Annotated in this window: 16 protein-coding genes; 4 read left to right on the forward strand and 12 right to left on the reverse strand. The window is 72.1% G+C overall.

All coding sequences use genetic code 11. From position 1 onward, the window contains the following. Window positions 1–94: 94 nt before the first annotated feature. From ACIO9J_RS11420 to ACIO9J_RS11430, 3 genes are read right to left on the reverse strand one after another with little or no spacing between them, the layout of a single operon-like run. Window positions 95–889 carry an ABC transporter ATP-binding protein gene (locus ACIO9J_RS11420; protein ID WP_401998492.1) on the reverse strand — a complete coding sequence of 265 codons (795 nt, stop codon included), beginning with the start codon at window positions 887–889 and terminating at the stop codon, window positions 95–97. A gap of 53 nt (window positions 890–942) precedes the next feature. Next, window positions 943–1,968 (reverse strand): ABC transporter substrate-binding protein, encoded by a 1,026-nt coding sequence (locus tag ACIO9J_RS11425; RefSeq protein WP_401996217.1) that lies wholly within the window; start codon window positions 1,966–1,968, stop codon window positions 943–945. A 53-nt stretch (window positions 1,969–2,021) separates the two neighbouring features. Beyond that, window positions 2,022–2,903 carry an ABC transporter permease gene (locus ACIO9J_RS11430; protein WP_401996220.1) on the reverse strand — a complete coding sequence of 294 codons (882 nt, stop codon included), beginning with the start codon at window positions 2,901–2,903 and terminating at the stop codon, window positions 2,022–2,024. A gap of 357 nt (window positions 2,904–3,260) precedes the next feature. Between ACIO9J_RS11430 and ACIO9J_RS11435 the strand changes: the two genes are divergently transcribed. Then, the gene (locus ACIO9J_RS11435) at window positions 3,261–3,974 is read left to right on the forward strand and encodes a restriction endonuclease (RefSeq protein WP_401996223.1); all 714 of its coding nucleotides are present in this window, start codon (window positions 3,261–3,263) and stop codon (window positions 3,972–3,974) included. Window positions 3,975–4,017: 43 nt separating this feature from the next. Here ACIO9J_RS11435 and ACIO9J_RS11440 read toward each other — a convergent pair whose 3' ends face one another. From ACIO9J_RS11440 to ACIO9J_RS11465, 6 genes are all read right to left on the reverse strand, one after another. Further along, window positions 4,018–4,917: a LysR family transcriptional regulator gene (locus ACIO9J_RS11440; RefSeq protein WP_401996226.1), complete on the reverse strand. Its 900-nt coding sequence runs from the start codon at window positions 4,915–4,917 to the stop codon at window positions 4,018–4,020. Window positions 4,918–5,125: 208 nt separating this feature from the next. Beyond that, window positions 5,126–6,325: a glycine C-acetyltransferase gene (locus ACIO9J_RS11445; protein WP_401996229.1), complete on the reverse strand. Its 1,200-nt coding sequence runs from the start codon at window positions 6,323–6,325 to the stop codon at window positions 5,126–5,128. Window positions 6,326–6,381: 56 nt separating this feature from the next. Beyond that, window positions 6,382–7,410 carry an L-threonine 3-dehydrogenase gene (tdh, locus tag ACIO9J_RS11450; RefSeq protein ID WP_401998494.1) on the reverse strand — a complete coding sequence of 343 codons (1,029 nt, stop codon included), beginning with the start codon at window positions 7,408–7,410 and terminating at the stop codon, window positions 6,382–6,384. Between the two features lie 138 nt (window positions 7,411–7,548). Then, complete coding sequence (locus ACIO9J_RS11455; RefSeq protein WP_401996232.1) at window positions 7,549–8,733, reverse strand: Gfo/Idh/MocA family protein; 1,185 nt, start codon at window positions 8,731–8,733, stop codon at window positions 7,549–7,551. 137 nt (window positions 8,734–8,870) lie between these two features. Continuing rightward, the gene (locus tag ACIO9J_RS11460) at window positions 8,871–11,099 is read right to left on the reverse strand and encodes a discoidin domain-containing protein (protein ID WP_401996235.1); all 2,229 of its coding nucleotides are present in this window, start codon (window positions 11,097–11,099) and stop codon (window positions 8,871–8,873) included. Next, window positions 11,096–12,523, reverse strand: coding sequence for a M1 family metallopeptidase (locus tag ACIO9J_RS11465; RefSeq protein ID WP_401996238.1), 1,428 nt, complete (start codon window positions 12,521–12,523; stop codon window positions 11,096–11,098). The genes ACIO9J_RS11460 and ACIO9J_RS11465 overlap by 4 nt, the downstream gene beginning before the upstream one ends. A gap of 248 nt (window positions 12,524–12,771) precedes the next feature. Here ACIO9J_RS11465 and ACIO9J_RS11470 point away from each other — a divergent pair, with 248 nt between their 5' ends. The 3 genes from ACIO9J_RS11470 (at window position 12,772) to ACIO9J_RS11480 (ending at window position 18,480) form a co-directional block, all read left to right on the forward strand. After that, on the forward strand, window positions 12,772–13,857 hold the full coding sequence (locus ACIO9J_RS11470) for a LacI family DNA-binding transcriptional regulator (RefSeq protein ID WP_401996241.1): 1,086 nt from the start codon (window positions 12,772–12,774) through the stop codon (window positions 13,855–13,857). A gap of 164 nt (window positions 13,858–14,021) precedes the next feature. Beyond that, entirely contained in the window at window positions 14,022–16,451 is a 2,430-nt protein-coding gene (locus tag ACIO9J_RS11475; protein ID WP_401996243.1) for a polysaccharide lyase 8 family protein, read from the forward strand. A 145-nt stretch (window positions 16,452–16,596) separates the two neighbouring features. Then, window positions 16,597–18,480, forward strand: coding sequence for a DUF2264 domain-containing protein (locus tag ACIO9J_RS11480; protein WP_401996246.1), 1,884 nt, complete (start codon window positions 16,597–16,599; stop codon window positions 18,478–18,480). 5 nt (window positions 18,481–18,485) lie between these two features. Here ACIO9J_RS11480 and ACIO9J_RS11485 read toward each other — a convergent pair whose 3' ends face one another. The 3 genes from ACIO9J_RS11485 to ACIO9J_RS11495 are packed head-to-tail and all read right to left on the reverse strand — an operon-like array spanning window position 18,486 to window position 19,958. After that, on the reverse strand, window positions 18,486–19,019 hold the full coding sequence (locus ACIO9J_RS11485; RefSeq protein ID WP_401996249.1) for a GAF domain-containing protein: 534 nt from the start codon (window positions 19,017–19,019) through the stop codon (window positions 18,486–18,488). Next, on the reverse strand, window positions 19,016–19,609 hold the full coding sequence (locus ACIO9J_RS11490; RefSeq protein ID WP_401996252.1) for a GTP-binding protein: 594 nt from the start codon (window positions 19,607–19,609) through the stop codon (window positions 19,016–19,018). The genes ACIO9J_RS11485 and ACIO9J_RS11490 overlap by 4 nt, the downstream gene beginning before the upstream one ends. Then, window positions 19,587–19,958, reverse strand: a complete 372-nt coding sequence (locus ACIO9J_RS11495; RefSeq protein ID WP_401996255.1) for a DUF742 domain-containing protein — start codon at window positions 19,956–19,958, stop codon at window positions 19,587–19,589. Before ACIO9J_RS11495 ends, ACIO9J_RS11490 begins: the two co-directional genes overlap by 23 nt.

A 19,958-nucleotide genomic window follows, 5' to 3' on the forward strand; every position in this document is an offset into this window, starting at 1 on the left:
CAGATCTGGGATTCCGGGCAAGGGTGGGCCGCCCCTGGCACCACCTGTCAGCCGCCACCGGGCGCGCCGCCACCCGCGCCGCTCTCCCCTGGCGTCAGTCGTGCGCCGAGACCGCCCCCAGGAGCTCCCTGATCCGCACGGTCGCCGTACGGAACTCGGGTGAGGCGAGCGTGGCCGCGTACTCCCGCTCCGGCGGCAGCCCGACGTCGATCACCTCCGTCACCGTGCCGGGACGCGGGCTCATCACGACGACGCGGTCCGCGAGGTAGACCGCCTCCGGGATCGAGTGGGTCACCAGGAGGACGGTGGTGCCGGTCTCGCGCCAGATGCGGTTCAGCTCCACGTTCATCTGCTCGCGCGTGAGCGCGTCGAGCGCCCCGAACGGCTCGTCCATGAGCAGCACGGGCGGCTCGTGCAGAAGCGCCCGGCACAGCGCCACCCGCTGCTGCATGCCGCCCGACAGCTCGTGCGGATAGGCGTCCTCGAAGCCGCCGAGGCCGGTCATGCGGATCAGTTCGCCGGCACGCGCGCGTGCCGTTGCGACGGGGATCTTCCGCATCTCCGCCTGGAGCAGGATGTTGCGCCGCGCCGAGCGCCAGTCCAGGAGGGCGGCGCGCTGGAAGACGTAACCGATGTCGCGGCGCGGCCCGCGCACCCGCTCGCCGCCGAGGAGCACCTCCCCCGACGACGGCGCGAGCAGCCCCGCGACCAGCTTGAGCAGCGTGGACTTGCCGCACCCCGACGGGCCGACGATCGCCACGAACTCACCGGCGCCGACGTCGAGCGACACGTCCCGCAACGCGGTGACGTCCTTCTTCTTCGTACGGAAGCGGACGGCGACGTCGCCGAGGCGCACGGCGGGCCTGACAGCCGTGCCCTCCTGCGTCATGCCGCCTTCTTCCGTCTCCTGCCGTGCCGCGAGCGTGGCGTCCTTGGGCATGCTCACCCCTTGATCCCCTTGGCCGAATCCCAGTACTCCGTCACGGACTTGGGCTCGTCGACCAGGCCCGCCTCGGCGAACACCTCGATGGTCTGCCGCCAGTCCGCCTTCGTGTTGGCGCCCGGCGCCTTGCCCTTCGTGGCGTCCGTGTGCAGGAGGGTCAGCGTCGTCTTGAACTGCTCCGAAAGGACGCTCTTCGGGGGCAGTTGTTCGGACGCGCCCTCCATCGCGGCGACCGCGGGCCCGGGGCTCCGCTCCGCGGCCGCCCACGCCTCGCTCACCGCGGCCGTCATGCGCCGGGCCAGGTCGCCCCTGCCCTGCAAGGTCTTGGGGCCCGCGATGAGGCCGTTGGAGTAGAAGTTCAGGCCGTGCTCGGAGAACCGCAGGTAGGAGACGTCCTTGTCCGCCTTGTTCCGCATGGTCGGGCCCTGGTCGCTCGCGTAGCCGAGCAGCGCGTCCGTCTTGCCGGAGATCACCGCGGCGATCTTGCCCGCCGGGTCGGTGTTCTGGATCTTGACGTCGGACAGTTCCATGCCGTTCTTCGCCAGGAAGATCGGGAACGTCTTGGTGAGCGCGTCGCCCGCCGTCCCCGCGATCGTCTTCCCCTTGAGCCCGGCGGGCGAGTCGATGTCCTGCGCGTCGAAGAACTGCACGGAGGCGGGCGTCGTCTGCAGGAAGACGCCGAGGCTCTTCACCTTGACGCCCTGGTCGACGCCCGCGAGCACGGCGGGGGTGTCGGCCCAGCCGAAGTCGGTCTGTCCGGCGCCGGTGGCCTGCACGGTCTTCTGCGAGCCCTGGCCCGCCCTGATCTCCAGGTCGATGCCGTGCTTCTCGAAGATCTTCCGCTGCTTGCCGAAGTAGAACGGCGCGTGCTCGCCGTACGGGTACCAGTTCAGCGTCAGCGTCACCCTGTCGAGCTTCTTGCCGGAGTCGCTGGTGCTCGTCCTGGCGTCGTCGCCACAGGCCGTCGCGGTCACCGCGACGAGCGCCAGGGGGACGAGTCCTGTGAGGAGTCTGCGCGCGTGCATGAGCGGCCCTTCTCGCGTACGGGAGGCATGACTTGGCAGTGCGGGGCGTGCGGTCAGTACGTCGTGGCGGCCGCGTCCCTGCGGCTGGCGTGCCACGGCAGCAGGAGCTTCTCGGCGATCTCGACGAGCACGAAGAGGACCACCCCGATCAGCGACATCACGAGCAGCCCGGCGAAGAGCATCGGGGTGTCGAGGTTGCCGTTGGCCTGGAGGATCACATAGCCGAGCCCTTCGTTCGCGCCGACGAACTCCCCCACGACGGCACCGGTCACGGCGAGCGTGACGGCCACCTTCAGGCCGGAGAAGAGGTGCGGCAGGGAAGCCGGGAAGCGGATCTTGAGGAAGGTCTGCCAGGGGCGGGCGCCCATCGTCGCGGAGAGCTGGAGCATCTCGGGGTCGACGGCCTTGAGCCCGGTGACCATCGAGATGACGACGGGAAAGAAGGCGATGAGGACGGCGATGAGGATCTTGGGCGCGATGCCGAAGCCCAGCCAGACGACGAACAGCGGGGCGATGGCGATCTTCGGGACGACCTGCGCGAAGAGCAGGATCGGGTAGAGGGTCTTCTCCACGGTCGTCGACGCGACCATCAGGACCGCGGAGACGATCCCGACGCCGACCGCGATGACGAAGCCGATCAGGGTCTCGTACGTGGTGACCCAGCTGTGCTGCCAGAGGTAGTCGGGCTTGTCGATGATGACGTCGAGGGTCGCGCCGGGCGAGGGGACGAGATAGGGCTCGACCATGGCGGTGGCGGCGATCAGCCACCAGGCGCCGAAGCAGACGATCAGCAGGGCGAGCGGACGCCAGCTCCGCTCGGCCGCGTCGGCGGCACGCTGCCGCAGGCCGGGCCGTTCCCGCTCGACGACGCCCGCCGCCTTCACGGGCGTGGGGGACGACAGTACGCGCTGGCTCACGAGGAACTCCCCTGACATTCGGCTGGCATGCGGCGCGCTTCGGCGAACTCGACGGCAGGTGGCAGGTGCGGAGGATGCTGCGGGAGAGGCGGCGGAGAAGCGTGTCCAGAAAGCGCTTTCTGACAGGCTGTCGGCCACGCTAATGACTGGCTCGCGGCAGGGTCAATAGGTCGGACCTGAGTTTCGGGGCCGTGCCCGTCGAGCCCCGATTTCGTCTGCCCGTTGTCAGTGGGAGCTGCCAGCATGGGGTTCTCGGTCGGGGACAGCGGCGGCATCGGGGGGCGACATGCTGTGGAACTGGGCGTATGAGTGGGGCGGGGCGTACGACGGGGACGAGGCGTGCGGACGGGACGCGGCGTGCGCGCGGGACGGGTCATGACGCGACGGCCGCCCGCGCGGCGGCGAGCGCGGCGCTCACGGCGCGGACGGGGACGCGGACGGACACAGGCACGCGGCAGGGACGCCGAGATCGTGATGGTGTGCGTGGCTGCCGTGGCGGCGGTCGGTCTGGTCGTGGCGACGGTGAGCTGGCTGCTAGCGCACTGGTGGCTGCTGCTCGTCGCGGGCGCGGCGGCCGCCGGGGCAGGTGGTGTGTGGTGGGACCGGAGGTCCGAGCGGGCCCGCTGGGACCGGGTCCGCGCGCAGGGCCTGCGGTTCGCGATAGGCCAGCTCGACGCCCTGCACCACCGGGACTTCGAGTACGCCGTGCGCGACTTGATGCGGCGCGACGGCTGCCGGGACGCGGCGCAGGTCGGCGGGGCGAACGACAACGGGGCGGATGTGAAGGCCACCGACCCCGCAGGCCGCCGCTGGGTCATCCAGTGCAAGCACCGCAGGCGCGGCGCCGAGGGATCGGCGGTCGGCACGCCGGATCTGCACGTCCTGAACGGGACGGCCCGCCAGTTGCACGGCGCCGACGTGGTGGTTCTGGTGACGAACGGCAGGTTCTCCGCGAGGTGCGCGCCCCTCGCACGGTCACAGCAGCTGCACCTGGTGGACCGCGGGACCCTGGCCACCTGGGCCGCGGGCCCGCGCCCCTTGTGGGAACTCCTGTCGCGCATACCCCCGCCGAGGCGGCCGGTCTCCTGACGGTCCGACGTGCGGTCGGCGCTTCGGCGAGACCGTGAGGGGGCTAACCCGCCGCCTCGCCCAACGCGTCGAGGACGGGGCGGATCAGCGGATGTTCCTCCGCGCCGCAGCGCACCGCAGCGAACACCCTGCGCGTGGGGGCCGCACCCTCCACGGGCCGTACGACCACGCCGGGCACCTCCATGCCCCGCAGCGCCGAGCGCGGCACCAGGGCGACTCCCGCCCCGGCCGAGGCGAGCGCCACCACCGCGCGGAAGTCGTCCGACCAATGTTCGAGCAGCGGCTGGAACCCGGCCTGCTCGCAGGCGAGGACCACCACGTCGTGGCAGGGGTTGCCCGCGAAGGGGCCGATCCACGCGTCCTTGGCCAGCTCGGCGAGGGCGACGCGGTCCGCCGCCGCGAGCCGGTGGCCGACCGGGAGCACCGCGTCGAAGGGCTCGGCGTAGAGCGGGACACGGGTGAGGCGGGGGTCGTCGGCGCCGGGCGCTCCCCGGTACTCCACGGCGACGGCCACGTCCACCTGCCGGTCGAGCACCATCGGCAGGCTCGCGTCGCCCTCCGCGTCCTGGACCCGGACCCGGATGCCGGGCGCGGAGACCGCGAGCCGGGCGAGTGCGGGGCCGACGACCAGGCCGATGCCGGTGGCGAAGGACGCCACGGTCACGGTGCCCGCCGCACCCGAGCTGTACGCCGCGAGTTCCGCCTCGGCGCGCTCCAGCTGGGCGAGGACCGCGTTGGTGTGCGTCAGCAGGATCTCCCCCGCCGCGGTCAGGCGCACCCCGCGCGCCGAGCGTTCCACCAGGCGGTGGCCCGTCTCCTGCTCCAGGGCGGTGAGCTGCTGGGACACCGCGGACGGCGTGAGGTACAGGGCCGCGGCAGCGGCCGTGACCGTGCGGTGGTCAGCCACCGCACGGAGGATGTGCAGCCGCCGTGCCTCGATCATGCGGACGATTCTCCCCCACGGGAGGCGTCACCCCTACCGGTGGCCCCACGCGCGCCCCGCAAGGGGCGCGGGGAACTGAGCGATCAGCCCCCACCATCCCGCAGCCAGAGCGCCGGCCGGAGGCGGGACGAGGGGTGGGGCGGGACGGGGGCGGGACAGGACGGGGGCTCGGGCCGACCACGTCGTACCCGCGCCCCCGTCCCCCAGGTCACCCCTCCAGCTCGGCCCGCGCGGCGACGAACGCGTCGACCGCGCGGTTGACGTCCTCCGTCGAGTGCGCCGCCGACAGCTGTACGCGGATCCGCGCGGCGCCCTGCGGCACCACCGGGTACGAGAAGCCGATCACGTACACGCCGCGCTCCAGGAGCAGCTCGGCCATGCGGCCCGCGGCCGACGCGTCGCCGATCATGACCGGGGCGATGGCGTGGTCGCCAGGCAGGATGTCGAAGCCCTCCTCGGTCATCCGCGAGCGGAACAGGGCCGTGTTGGCGGCGAGCTGTTCGCGCAGGTCACCGGCGGACTCCAGGAGGTCGATGACCTTCAGCGAGGCCGCGGCGATCACCGGAGCGAGCGTGTTCGAGAAGAGGTAGGGCCGCGAGCGCTGGCGCAGCAGCGCGACGATCTCGGCGCGGGCCGCGACATAGCCGCCGGAGGCGCCGCCGAGCGCCTTGCCGAGCGTGCCCGTGATGATGTCGACGCGGTCCATGACGCCGTGCAGCTCGGGGGTGCCGCGGCCGCCGGGGCCCACGAAGCCGACGGCGTGCGAGTCGTCGACCATGACCATCGCGTCGTAGCGCTCGGCGAGGTCGCAGATGTCCGCGAGCGGGGCGACGTAGCCGTCCATGGAGAAGACGCCGTCGGTGACGATCAGCTTGCGCCGGGCGCCGCCCTCGGTGGCCTCCTTGAGCTGCTTCTCCAGGTCGCCCATGTCGCGGTTGGCGTAGCGGAAGCGGCGGGCCTTGGAGAGGCGGATGCCGTCGATGATCGACGCGTGGTTGAGGGCGTCGGAGATCACCGCGTCCTCGGCGCCGAGCAGCGTCTCGAAGACACCGCCGTTGGCGTCGAAGCAGGAGGAGTAGAGGATCGTGTCCTCCTGGCCGAGGAAGGCCGAGAGGCGCGCCTCCAGTTCCTTGTGCACCTCCTGCGTACCGCAGATGAAGCGGACGGACGCCATGCCGTAGCCCCAGCGGTCGAGCGCCTCGTGGGCCGCGGCGACGACCTCGGGGTGGTCGGCGAGGCCGAGGTAGTTGTTCGCACAGAAGTTGAGGACCTCACCGGGGCGCCCGCCCGCAGTGACGGCGACCGTGGCGGACTGCGGGGTGCCGATGACGCGCTCGGGCTTGTGCAGTCCGGCGGCGACGATCTCGTCGAGGGTGGCCTGGAGGTCTTCGCGTACGGAGTCGAACATGCGTGATTCCTTCGGGAGTTGAGCCGTGGCGGAGGGGGAACGGGGGTCCGGGACGGTCAGGAGGTCCAGTCGAGGATGACCTTGCCGCCACGGCCGCTCGCCGCGTCGTCGAAGGCGGCCTCGAAGTCACGGTGGCCGTACCGGCCCGTGATCACGGGAGCCAGGTCGAGCCCCCCTTCGAGCAGCACGGACATCGCGTACCAGGTCTCGAACATCTCACGGCCGTAGATGCCCTTGATCGTGATCATCGAAGTGACGATCCGGGCCCAGTCGACCGCGAACTCCTCGGCCGGCAGTCCGAGCATGGCGATCCGGCCGCCGTGGGTCATGTTGGCGACCATGTCGCGCATCGCGTGCGGGTTGCCGGACATCTCCAGGCCGATGTCGAAGCCCTCACGGAGCCCGAGGGTGCGCTGCCCCTCGGCGATCGTGGACTCCGCGACGTTGAGCGCGAGCGTGACCCCGGTCTTGCGGGCCAGGTCAAGGCGCTCCTCGCTGACGTCGGTGATCACGACGTTGCGGGCGCCCGCGTGCCGGGCGACGGCCGCCGCCATCAGGCCGATGGGACCGGCCCCGGTGATCAACACGTCCTCGCCGACCAGCGGGAAGGAGAGCGCGGTGTGCACGGCGTTGCCGAACGGGTCGAAGATCGCGGCCACGTCCAGGTCCACCGGGACGCGATGCACCCAGACGTTGGTGGCGGGCAGCGCGACGTACTCCGCGAACGCGCCGTCCCTTCCGACGCCGAGTCCGACGGTGGCGCGGCACAGGTGGCGGCGCCCCGCCAGACAGTTGCGGCACTTGCCGCAGACCAGGTGGCCCTCGCCGCTGACCAGGTCGCCCGCGCTGATGTCCGTGACGTCACGACCGGTCTCCACGACCTCGCCGACGAACTCGTGTCCGACGATCAGCGGCGCGGAGATCGCCTGCTGCGCCCAGCCGTCCCAGGCCCTGATGTGCAGATCGGTGCCGCAGATCCCGGTGCGGAGCACCTTGATCAGGACGTCTCCGTGGCCGATCACCGGCTCCGGTACGTCCTTCAGCCGGAGTCCCGGCTCCGCCTTCTCCTTGACCAGCGCCTTCAAGGCCACGGCTCCTGTCGTCGTCCGTCGGTTCTTCCTGCGACGACACAGGAATCTTCCCTACGGCGGCGCCCCGGTCCATCGAGGATTTCTTAAGCGCCGCCGCAGCTTTCCTTCAGGCCCCCGCGCCGGAACGGCGCGTCAGCGGATCTGACCGCGTTCGAAGTAGGCGATCAGCTCCGGGTCGAGCGCGGGCACCTCGCGCGGGGTCCCGCCGTCGCGCAGCGACTCGGTCGCCCGTACGCCCGCCGCCACGGCCATCCGCGCCGCGACGGGCGAGGTGTCGGTGCGCCCGCCCTCGCGTGCGAAGCGGACGAACTCGTCGACGAGCAGCGGGTCGGCACCGCCGTGCCCGCCGTCGTCCTGCGCCTCCGGCACCGGGTACTCGGCGTCGGCCTCGCCCCGGTAGGAGGACCGGCGGGAGTTCCACACCTTGACCACTCCCCCGGGCCCGTCGCCGAAGTTCTCCAGGCGCCCCGCGTCGCCGATGACGGTGTAGTTGCGCCAGTAGTCGGGCGTGAAGTGGCACTGCTGGTAGGCGGCGAGGACCCCGTTGTCGAGGCGCATGTTGACCAGGGAGACGTCCTCGACGTCGATGACGGGGTTCAGGTCGCGCTGGGTGTGCGGCGGCCAGTGTCCTTCCTTGGTGTACCAGTCGTCGGTCTTGGGCTCGCCCGGCGCGCGGCGGTGCGGATTGTCGCCGTAGACCATGAGGTCGCCGAGGGCCTGCACCTGGCGGGCGTAGCCGTTCGCCAGCCAGTGCAGGACGTCGATGTCATGGGCGGCCTTCTGGAGCAACAGCCCGTTGGTGTACCGCCGTTCGGCGTGCCAGTCCTTGAAGTACCAGTCGCCGCCGTAGCCGACGAAGTGCCGCACCCAGACGGTCTTGACCGCGCCGATCTCGCCACGCTCGATGACGTCGCGCATCAGCCGGACCACGGGCATGTGCCGCATGTTGTGCCCCACGTACAGGCGCGTGCCCGTCTCGTACGCGGTGCGCAGGATCTCGTCGCACGCCTCGACGCCCGTCTCCAGCGGCTTCTCGACGAAGACGGGCTTGCCCTCGCGCAGCGCCTCGCAGGCCAGCTCCGCGTGGGTGTGGTCGGGGGTGAGGACGACGATCGCGTCGATGTCCGGGTCCTCGACGACCTTGCGGTGGTCGCTGGATATCAGCGCGCCGGGGAAGGCCTCGGCGGCCCCGGCCCGTGCGGCGGCGTCGTGGTCGGCGAGGGCGGTGACGCGCGAGCCCTCTCCCGGCCGGTGGGCGGTACGGGCGAGCGAGCCGCGCAGCCCGTAGCCGAGGACGCCGAGACGGAGGTCGGTCATGGAACTTCCTTCGCTTGTGCCGGTGTTGCGGGTGCTTGGCTCACGGGTGCCGCTGGCGTCGATGAGCTTGATCCTTATCTATCCGGCCCCGGCCGCCCGTGTCGAGAGGGCCGGGCGGCCGGACGGAAGCCCGGTCGTCAGGGATGGACCAGCACGTGCGCGAGGCCCACCCGTCCGGTTCCCGTGAGCCTGATCCGTACGAATCTGGCCGTATCGCCCCCGGCGAAATCCAGGAGCGTGGGCCGCAGCGCCTTGCCCTGCACATGGCGCGTGGTGGCGTCGGTGAAGTCCGCGGTCCTGGACAGCTGCACGTCGAAGTCCGCCGTGGTCATCGCCGCGTCGTTCCACACCTCCACCTGGCGTACCCGCCGGACGGCGCCGAGGTCGACCTGCCACCAGGCGCCCGCCCCGGCGAGCGTGCGGGTGTCGGTGGAGGTGTCCCCGTCCACGGCGTACGAGGCCTGGGCGGCGCCGTCCGTGGCGGACTGTGCCGCCGTGCCCGCGCGGGCGAGGTCGGGGCGGAGCTGTTCGACGGGCCCCGGGCGAGCGCCCGCGCGCCGGGCCACGGCGAGCGCCTCGACGGGCAGCCGGTCGAGCTTGGTGCGGTTGTCCTTCATGGTGGATCCGGTGCCGGCCAGGGCCGGTGCGTCGGTGTCGGTCCAGTTGCCCGTGGCGTGGTTCTGGATGCCGTAGTCCGCCCAGTTGGAGACCCACTTGTAGCCGAGCCGGGTCAGCACGTTGCCTTCGACGCGGATGTGCGAGGACTGCTCGTCCAGGTAGATGCCGTTGCCGTCGCGCTCGGTGTTGCCGTACGCCGAACGGTTGATGTAGTTGCCCGCGACGAGCGTGCCGGGCTGGGCGCCCTGGGTGTAGACGGCGCCGCCGTCGTGCTGGTCGTGCTCGACCCGCATGACGTCGGTGATCCGGTTGGCGGTGATGCGGTTGTCGCGCAGCACGGACGTCCGCGCCTCGGGCTGGTTCCATCCCCAGCCGACCGAGATCCCCGAGTAGGGCAGCTCTTCGAGGGTGTTGTGGTCGACGCTCAACTCCGCCTCGTACCCCGCCCAGATGCCCACGGAATCGGTGTACTCGACCCCGGTGCGCCGGACGGTGTTGTACGCGAAGGTGTTCCGCTCCCCCGCGAGCGCGGGCTCCGGGTCGGGCTCAGTGTCGCCGATGTAGGCGGCGCCCGAGGAGAGGTCCGTGAAGCGGGAGCGGGTCAACGAGGAGTCCTTGGTGCCCGCTTCGAGGATAACGCCGGCGCCGCCGAGGTGGCTGAACTCGGCCCGCGTGACGGCCACTTGACGGCCGCCCCGGACGGTGAGGGCCGCCGCCGGTTTGGTGTAGTACCGGCCCGCGTGGTCGACGGGCCCGGTGGCTCCGGTGAGGGTGAGGCCCGCCTGGGTGCCCGCGTAGCCCTCGTCGGTGCCGGGCTGGTGGTAGGCGGCGTACGCGAAGCCGATGCCGTCGACGCGCACGTCGTGGGCCCCGTCGACGACCATGAGCCGCTCGGCGACCGGGGTGACCATGCGCGCGTGGCGCGGATCCTCGCCCGCGCGCGGCAGGTAGGTGACGGTGCGGTCCTCGGCGTCCCAGACGAACTCACCCGGCTTGTCGAGGAGTTCACGGGCGTTCTCGAAGAAGGCGACGCCGTGGTAGCGGGCCGAGTCGACCGTCGTGGAGTCCCAGGCGGGACCCGTGCGGCCGGTGCCGCTCGCGGCGTTGGTCCAACAGGGCTTGGCGAAGGTGAGGTTGTCCCCTTGGACGCCGGTGATGCGGCAGTGGTAGTCGCGCCAGCGGACCTTGATGACCGCCTCCGCGCCGGTGGGGCGCCGCCAGTCGGCGACTCCGGACTTGATCGCGCCCGTCATTCCGGTCTTGGTCGCGTCGCAGGTGGCGGCCGGGCAGGCCGCGCCCCGGGCGCGCTGTGCCCGTCGGCCGTCCACGAAGAGCTGGCGCGGGGTGACGCCTTCGGGGGCGGTGGCGGTCCAGGTGCCGTCCTGGTTCCTGGTCCATCCCTCGATGTTCCGGCCGCCGGACAGCACGGGGCGGGCGCCCCGCGCCGCGGTCCAGGTGACGGTGTGTCCTGCCCGACCCGAGTCGGCCTCGCCGAGCTTCAGGGACTCGGTCAACGCGTAGGTGCCGTCGGCCAGTTCGACGCGCACGTCCCGGCCCTCGACGTCACGGGCGGCGTCCCGCGCGGCGGTCGGCGAGCAGGGGCGGGCGGTGCTGCACGCCTCGCCGCTGCCGTGCGGTGCCACGTGCAGGACGTACGGCCCGGGAGCGGCAACGGCCGCGGGGCCGAGCGGCGCGCCGAGCGCCAACGTCACCAGGGTCGCCGCGAGCGCGGCGGTGCGGCGCCTCACGGCGTGACGCCCCAGTCCGGGTGGCCCGGCATGGGCGGGTTGTCGAGGTCGAACAGCCAGTGGTGGAGGAAGGTGCCGACGGACGCGTCGCCGGTCACCTTCACCGCGTTGTCGATGAAGTCCTGTGTGGAGGCGTTGCCGTGCCGGTGCTTGGTCAGCCACGCCTTCATGACGGCGTCGAAGTCGTCCTGGCCGATCTGCTGCGCGAGGGCGTAGAGGGAGACGGCCGCCCCGTCGTAGATGCTGAAGCCGCCGAGCCCGGTGGGCTTGCCGGGCGGCCCGTCGGTCTTGCGGACCGCGTCGAGCTTCTCGTACGCGGTCTTCATCTTCTCCTCGATGGGCTGGAACCCCTTCTGGTCCGCCCACACGGCCGCGTAGTACACGGCGGGCCCCTCGTTCAGCCACGCGTCCTGCCAGGTGGCGGGGGTGACGGAGTCGCCGAACCACTGGTGGGTCAGCTCGTGGACCATGGTCGTCGAGTAGGTGGGGCGCTCGAACCAGCCGGGGCCGAAGAGGGAGAGCGTCTGGTTCTCCAGGGCGTCGCCGTAGCCGTCGCGCACGATCTGCACGCCGTAGGTGTCGAAGGGGTAGCGCACGCCGAGGGTCTTCTCCAGCCAGGCGAGCTGCCCGCCGGTCTCCTCCACGATCGGGCGGTACTTGGCCAGTTGGTCGGTGGGCACGAGGTGGCGCAGCTTGACGCCGTGCGGCCCTCGTCCATGGAGGTATGTCTGCTTGTTGACCGAGATGCCCAACAGCTCGGGCGCCATCGGGGGCTTGAGGGAGAAGTCCCAGGTCTCCTTGGCGCCGGGGGCGCCTCGCCGGCCGATGAGGTTGCCGTTGGCCGCGGGCGTCCACCCCTTGGGCGCGGTGAGGTGGAACGTCCAGGTCGCCTTGTCGGACGGATGGTCGTTGACCGGCGCGAAGGTGTCGGCGCGCGAGGCCTGGGCGGCCGACGCGAAGCCGCCGTCGGACATGTAGCGCCAGCCGGGCTGCCCGACCGGCTTCGTCTTCCCGTTGCCGTGGTACGTCAACTCGACGTCGAACGAGCGGTGTTCGCGCAGCGGGCGGGCCGGGGTGACGGTGAGCTCCTGGCCCGTCCTGCCGGGGCCGATCGCCCAGGTGGCGGGCGCGCCGTCGACGGTGATCCGGTCGACGGCGAGCGAGTCGACGTCGAGGTTGAAGGATGACAGGTCCTGGGTGGCCCTGGCTCTGATCTTCATGGTGGCGGCGAAGTCGTACGTCACGGGCGTGAAGTCGAAGGAGAGGTCGTAGTGGCGGACGTCGTAGCCGCCGTTGCCGAGCGTCGGGAACAGCGGGTCGCCCACGCCGTCCGAGCCGGGCGTGGGGGCGAAGGGGTCGGCCTGGGCGGGGGCGGCGAGCGCGAGAGTGGCGGCCGCGGCCGCCGTCGCGATGGCGGCACGCACGGTTCGGGTCCTTTTCTCAGCCATGGGGCGGCAACGTAGTAATCGCTTACTGTCCCGTCAACACCTCTGAGGTACCGCACTCTTGGACTTTCGCGCACCGACTCCCTGGCGCGGGGACAAAATTCGGTACACGCTTACTGTCGATGCCGAGGCGGCTGACCCGGTCGAAAGGCGCGGGCGACTCCGCGAGGGGCGCGGGGAACCGTGCGGCCGGCCACGACGAACCCGCACCGAAAGGACGGCCGCACATGGCAGACCCGCCGACGCACGGAAGCAGTCCCACTCGGCGAGCGACCATCACGGACGTCGCCGCGCGAGCCAACACCTCATCGGCAACCGTCTCCCGCGTCCTCAACGGCAACTACCCCGTGGCCGAACCCACCCGTGCCCGCGTCCACGCGGCAGTGGAAGAACTCGGCTACGTCGTCAACGCGCACGCCCGCGCCCTCGCCGGCACCTCCAACCGCACGGTCGGCATCATCGTGCACGACGTCGTAGACCCGTTCTTCGCACACATCGCCCGCGGCGTGGAACGCGCGGCGTCGGAGGCGGGCCGGCTCTGCATGGTGTGCTGCACCCACGGCGACCCGCGGCGCGAACTCGCCTTCGTCGACCTGCTGCACGAGCAGCGCGCGGACGCGGTCGTCCTGGTCGGCGGCGCGCACCAGGACCGCGCGTACGCCCGGGAGGTCGCGCGCAGGGCGCGGAGCCTGCACGCGGGCGGGGCCAGGCTCGTGCTGTGCGGGCGGCCTTCGGTGGGGCGCGACGTGCCGACGCTGTCGGTGGAGTACGACAACGAGGGCGGCGCGTTCGCCCTCACCGACCACCTGCTCACCCAGGGGCATGAGCGCATCCTCTACCTGGGCGGCCCGCCGCACCTCTCCACCACCCACGACCGGCTCGCCGGGCACCGCAGGGCGCTGGCCCTGCGCGGCGTACCCGCGCCCCCCGAGCTGGTGCACACCGGGGCGTTCAGCCCGGCCTTCGGACACCGCCGACTCACCGAACTCCTGGCCGCCGGGCCGTACTTCAGCGCGGTCTTCGCGGCGAACGACATGGTGGCGATCGGGGCGCTGCAAGCCTTGGAGGAGGCGGGCCTGCGGGTGCCCGACGACGTCTCCCTGGTCGGGTACGACGACGTGCCCGCGGCGGCGACGCTGCGGCCCCGGCTGACCACCGTGCACGTACCGCTGGAGGAGATGGGCCGGCAGGCGGTGCGCGTCGCGGTGCCGGACGCCGAGTCCGACGCGTGGCGACCGGCCGCCGAGGGCGGGGTGCGGCTGGGCACTCACATCGTCGTACGGGACTCGGTGGCGGCACGCCCGCCCTCCTGACAGCGAGTCGGAAAGAAAGCGGTTAACCGGCGAGGAGCGCACACAGCCCGCTGCTCGGACAGAAAGAACGTAGAAACTTCACGGCCCCTCTTGCGCCGTATAGCAACCGCTTACATGCTGTCGCGGGATCGCCTCGTGTGCCTCCGACACCTCAGGGAGTTCGCATGCCCACGCCTGCCCCCGACTCCACCGGGCCCCGCCGTCGCACGGTCCTCGCCGCGGGGGCCGCCGCCGTCGCCGCCTCGCCGGTAATGAGCGGGACCGCACGGGGCGTCACCCGCGACGACGCCTTCGAGGCGCTGCTCACCCGCGCCGCGGAGCAGCTCACCGGTGGTTCCTTCGACGCGGCCGACCCCGACTTCGCCGCCGCCCTGAAGACCCTCGACACCCAGGCGTCGGAATGGTGGCGGCAGTTGGACCGCGGCGCGGGCAGGACCGCGCTGTGGGCCGACCTCTCCCCCGCCACCGACCCCGGGAACTTCGGTCAGAGCTACACCCGCCTGCGCACCCTCGCCACGGCCTGGGCCACGCCCGGCACCTCGCTCAGCGACGGCGCGGAGATCGCCGACGCCCTCCTCGGCGCGCTGCGCTTCCTGCACTCCGCCGCCTATCACCCCGGCCGCCCCGAGTCCGGCAACTGGTGGTTCTGGGAGATCGGCGCACCCCGCGCCCTCATGGACACCTGCGTGCTGCTGCGGGCGCGCCTCGCCGCCGACGATCTCGCGGCCTACACGGCGACCGTCGCGAAGTTCTGCCCGGACCCGGACCGGCGCACCAACTCCCCCACGCTCGCCGAGACCGGCGCCAACCGTGCCGACAAGGCCGTCATCGTGGCCCTGCGCGGGCTGCTCGCCCGCGACCCGGCCACCGTCGCACTCGCCCGCGACGGCCTCTCCGACGTCAGGGACGGCGGCCGCAACAGCCTCTTCCAGTACGTCACTTCGGGCGACGGCTTCTACGAGGACGGCTCGTTCGTGCAGCACGGCTCCGTCGCGTACACGGGGACGTACGGAAGTGTCCTGCTCGGCGGCGCGGGCCAGCTGATCGCGCTGCTCGCGGACTCCGACTGGGCGGTCACCGACCCGAAGACGTCCGTCCTGTACGAGGCGGTGGAGCGGACGTTCGCGCCGGTGATCTTCGACGGTCTGATGATGGACACCGTGCGCGGCCGGGCGATATCCAGGGAGCGCGCCCGCGACCACGACGACGGGGCGGTGACGCTCTCCCACATCCTGCGGCTGGCGTCCGGCGCCCCCGCCCCGTACGCCGCGCGCTGGCGGGCGCTCGCCAAGGGCTGCATCCAGCGCAACAGGACCACCCCGTACTACGGCCTGGTCGGCATCCCCGCGATCGCCCGCGCCAAGGCCGTCCTCGACGGCCCCGGCGTCCCCACCGCGGCCCGCCGCACCGGCCACCACGCGTTCGCCGACATGGACCGGGTGGTGCACCGGCGGCCCGGCTGGGCGCTCGCCCTCTCGCTCTCCTCGCGGCGGATCGCCGCCTACGAGGCGGGCAACGGCGAGAACCTGCACGGCTGGTACACCGGCGACGGCATGACCTATCTGTACGACGGCGACGGCCTCGGACAGTTCGGCGACGCCTTCTGGGCGACCGTCGATCCCTACCGCCTGCCGGGCACGACCGTGGACACACGCGCGCGTGCCGACATCGGGACCGGCGGCGGCACCGGGACGTACCGCCCGAAGAACGCCGTCGCGGGCGGCGCGGTCCTGGCCGGGCGGTACGGCGCGGCCGCCATGGAACTGCTCGCCGACGGCAGCAGCCTGCGGGCCCGCAAGGCGTGGTTCTGCCTCGACAACGTGGTCGTCGCGCTCGGCACGGGCATCACCGCGAGCGAGGGACGGACGGTCGAGACGGTCGTCGAGAACCGCAATCTGCACCTGGGCGGGCCCACGCGGCGGCTGACCGTGGACGGGCGCGGGCAGCCGGGCCGCGACGGCTGGTCGGCGCGGTTCGAACGGGCCGGATGGGCGCACCTGGACGGGACCGGCGGCTATGTCTTCCCGGACTTCCCCGGCCGGTCCGACCGCCGCGGCCTGCGCGCCCTGCGCGAGGAGCGCACCGGCGCCTGGCGGGACATCAACACGGGCGCGGACACGGGCGGCAGCGCCACACCGGTGACGCGCCGCTATCTGACCCTCTGGTTCGACCACGGCGTCTCGCCCGCCGACGCCTCGTACGCGTACGTCCTGCTGCCCGGCGCGAGCGCGGTGGCGACGGCGGTCTGGGCGGGGGCCCGGCCCGTGCGGATCATCGCCAACGACGTCGTCCAGGCCGTCGAGGCCCGGCGCGACGGGGTGCTCGCCGCGCACTTCTGGGGTGCGGGGCGCGCCGGAGGGCTCACCGCCTCCGGACCGGGCACGGTTCTTCTGCGGCGCGGGCACCGGGGGATGTCCCTCGCCGTCGCGGACCCGGGCCGGACGGAGTCGACTTTGACCATTGAACTGCCTTATCCCGTGCGGGAGGTGGTGCGTGCCGATGACACGGTGGCCGTCCGGCCGGGGAGGCGGGGGGTCGTCACCGTGCGGGTGGGGGGCTCGCGGGGGCGAACGCACGTGGCGGAGTTGACGTGAGGTGGGGCGAGGCCGCTGATCGGTCCGGATCCTTGTCCACGGGTGCCTCGTGGCTGGTCGCGCCCACGCGACGGAGCCGCACATGGCACAGCTCCGCGCCCCAAAAGCTCCCCCTCCGCCCGAACACCGAGGAGTCACACACCCCATGACCGCCCCGCACCTGACCCTGCCGCCCACCGACCGCGTCCTGTCCCCGCTCACCGGCTGGACCAGGGCGCACTGGGAGGCCCTCGCCGACCGGCAGTTGGAGGCCCTGGTCCCCTACGCCACACCGGGCTTCGCGCAGTACCGCCTGCCGGGACGCAACAGCTGGTCGGGCGTGGTGTCGGACGGGCTCGAAGGGTACGCACGCTCGTTCCTCCTGGCCTCCTTCCGGATCGCCGGAGCCGGCGGCGACGTCGATCCCCGCCTGACGGATCGCTACGCGCGGGGTCTGGCCACCGGCACCGACCGCTCCAGCGGCGAGGCGTGGCCCGAACTCACCGACTGCTCCCAGCAGATGGTGGAGGCCGCCTCGATCGCCATCGGGCTGCACGAGACCCGCCCCTGGATCTGGGACCAGCTCGACACCCGGGTCCAGGAGCGGGTCGTCGACTGGTTCTCCGGCTTCGTCGGGGGCCGGACCTGGGACAACAACTGGCGCCTCTTCCAAGTGGTGTCCGAGCAGTTCCTCGCCTCGGTCGGCGCCCCGCACAGCCGGTCGGACATCGAAGGCGGCCTGGACCGCATCGAGGACTGGTACCGGGGCGACGGCTGGTACAGCGACGGGGACGGCCGCAACTTCGACTACTACATCGGCTGGGCGATGCACCTGTACCCGCTGCTGTGGTCACGGATGGCCGGTGCGGACGACGGCGGCCGCGGCAAGGTCTACCGCGAGCGCCTCACTCAATTCCTCACCACCTACCCGCACTTCTTCGGCGGCGACGGCGCCCCCGTCCACCAGGGCCGCTCCCTGACGTACCGCTTCGCGGCCGCCGCGCCCGTGTGGATGGGCGCCCTCACGGAGTGCACACCGCTCGCGCCCGGCCTGACCCGGCGGCTCGCGTCCGGCACCGCGCGGCACTTCGTGGAGCGCGGCGTCCCCGACGAGCGGGGGCTGCTGCCGCTCGGCTGGTACGGCACGTTCCTGCCCGCCACCCAGGCGTACTCGGGCCCCGCATCCCCCTACTGGGCGAGCAAGGGCTTCCTCGGCCTGCTGCTCCCCGCCGACCACCCGGTGTGGACGGAACGCGAAGTGCCGCTGCCCGTCGAGGAGTCCGACCAGTACACGGCGCTCCCCCGGCCCGGCTGGCTGCTGCACGGCACCCGGCACGACGGCATCGTCCGCCTGGTGAACCACGGCAGCGACCACAATCCCCTCGAAGGCCCCGCCGCCGACGACCCGCACTACGCCAAGCTCGGCTACTCCACGGCGACCGCGCCGGAGACGGCCCCGCGCGCGTGGGAGCGCGCCGTGGACGGCCACTTCGCGCTGCTCGCCCCGGACGGGACCGCCTCGCGCCGCCGCCGCATCCACCCGCTGACCTGCGAGGGCAGGATCGCCTCGTCCCGGCACGACGCGCGATTCCCGGACCAGGAGGGCGAGTTCCCCGTCACGACGGTCAGCGCGCTGCACGGGCCGTGGGAGATCCGCGTGCACCGCGTGACCGCCCCCGCCGAACTCACCGTCCGCGAGGGCGGGTACGCGGTGGCCGACGCGGCACGGCCGGACGCCGAGCTGGGCCCCGGCTGGGCGCTCACGCGCACGGAGTCGGGTCTTTCCAGCGCCGTCGTCGCGCTGCACGGCTGGGACGAGCAGGCCGGGATCGCCCGCGAGGTGGCGGCCAACGCGTACGGACCGCACTCGGCGACCCCGTTCCTGTCCTGCGCCGCCCGCCCCGGCGCCGAGAGCGTCCACGTCACGCTCGTCGCGCTGTCCCGTGACACGGTCGAGCCCGAGGCGCTGCGCTCGTCCGTCACCTGCGCCGTCGACGACGACGGCGTGGTGCGGGTCCGTTTCCCCGACGGGGTCGAACTGCGCCTGTGAGCACGTCAGATGCCGCCGTCCTCCCGGCGGTGGATCTGTCCGATCAGCTCGGCGGCCAGCGACTTGATCGTGTCGAGCCCGGCCCGGCCCCAGGGCCGCGGCTCGACGTCCACGACGCAGACCGTGCCGAGCACCACGCCCGTACGGTCGATGAGGGGCGCCCCCAGATAGGAGCGGATGCCGATCTCGTCGACCACGGGATTGCCCGCGAACCGCGGGTAGTCGCGGACGTCTTCGAGGACGAGGGCCTTGCGGCGCACCACCACGTGCGGGCAGTAGCCGTGGTCCCTCGCCAGGTAGCGGTTGCCCGAACACTCGCCCTCCGGAGTGTGCAGGCCCGCGAAGAACTGCCGTTCCTCGTCGATGAAGTTGACCATGGAGTAGGGCGCGCCGGTCAGCTCGGCGAGCCGGTCGGCGAACAGGTCGAGGGCCGGGTCCGGATGCTGTCCGAGCCCGAGACCGCGCAACCGCCGCACCCGGGTGGGTGCCTCCTTGTCGACGGGGGTGAGCAGCAGGTGCGCGGTCGGGTCGTACATCACGTGTGTGCTCCGTAGCTCGGCGCCGGGGCATGGTTGAGCAGGTGCTTGACGAGGGTCAGGAGCGTCTGGATCCCGGAGCTCGAGATCCGCGCGTCGCAGCGCACCACGGGCACTTGAGGATCGAGGTCGATGGCGGAACGGACCTCCTCGGGCTCGTAGCGGTAGGCGCCGTCGAACTCGTTGATCGCCACGATGAAGCCCATGCCGCGCTGTTCGAAGAAGTCCACCGCGGCGAAACAGTCTTCCAAGCGCCGGGTGTCGGCGAGCACCACCGCGCCGAGCGCGCCTTCGGACAGCTCGTCCCACATGAACCAGAAACGCTCCTGCCCCGGCGTGCCGAAGAGGTACAGCACGTGCTCCGGGTCGAGCGTGATGCGTCCGAAGTCCATGGCGACGGTCGTCGTGGTCTTGTTCTCCACGCCCGACAGGTCGTCGGTGGCCTCGCTGACCGTGGTGAGCAACTCCTCGGTGCTCAGCGGCGCGATCTCGCTGACCGCGCCCACAAAGGTCGTCTTGCCGACCCCGAAGCCACCCGCGACCAAGATCTTCAGTGCGGTGGGGAAGGGGTCAGAGCTGTCGTCGTAATCCATCGAGCACTGCCTCCAACAGGGACCGGTCAGTGGGGTTGTGGTAGAAGTCCGGGGCCTTCGTCGTGAGGGCCCCGCAGTCGATGAGATCCGAGAGGATCACTTTGGTGACGACCGCGGGCAGTTTCAGCTGCGCCGCGATCTCGGCGACCGATCTGGGTGCCTCGCACAGGCCGATGGCCGTGGTGTGCTCGGGACCGAGGTAGCCGATGGGCGCCGCCCCGGTGGCCATCACCTGCGAGAGCAGGTCGAGTTGGCTGGTCGGTCTGGTCCGTCCGTTGCTGACCGTGTAGGGGCGGACGAGCCGCCCGGCGGCGTCGTCGAGCCAGGGCCCGTCGTGCGGGGGCGCCAT

The sequence above is a fragment of the Streptomyces sp. NPDC087300 genome, from assembly GCF_044744425.1.
GTDB lineage: Bacteria > Actinomycetota > Actinomycetes > Streptomycetales > Streptomycetaceae > Streptomyces.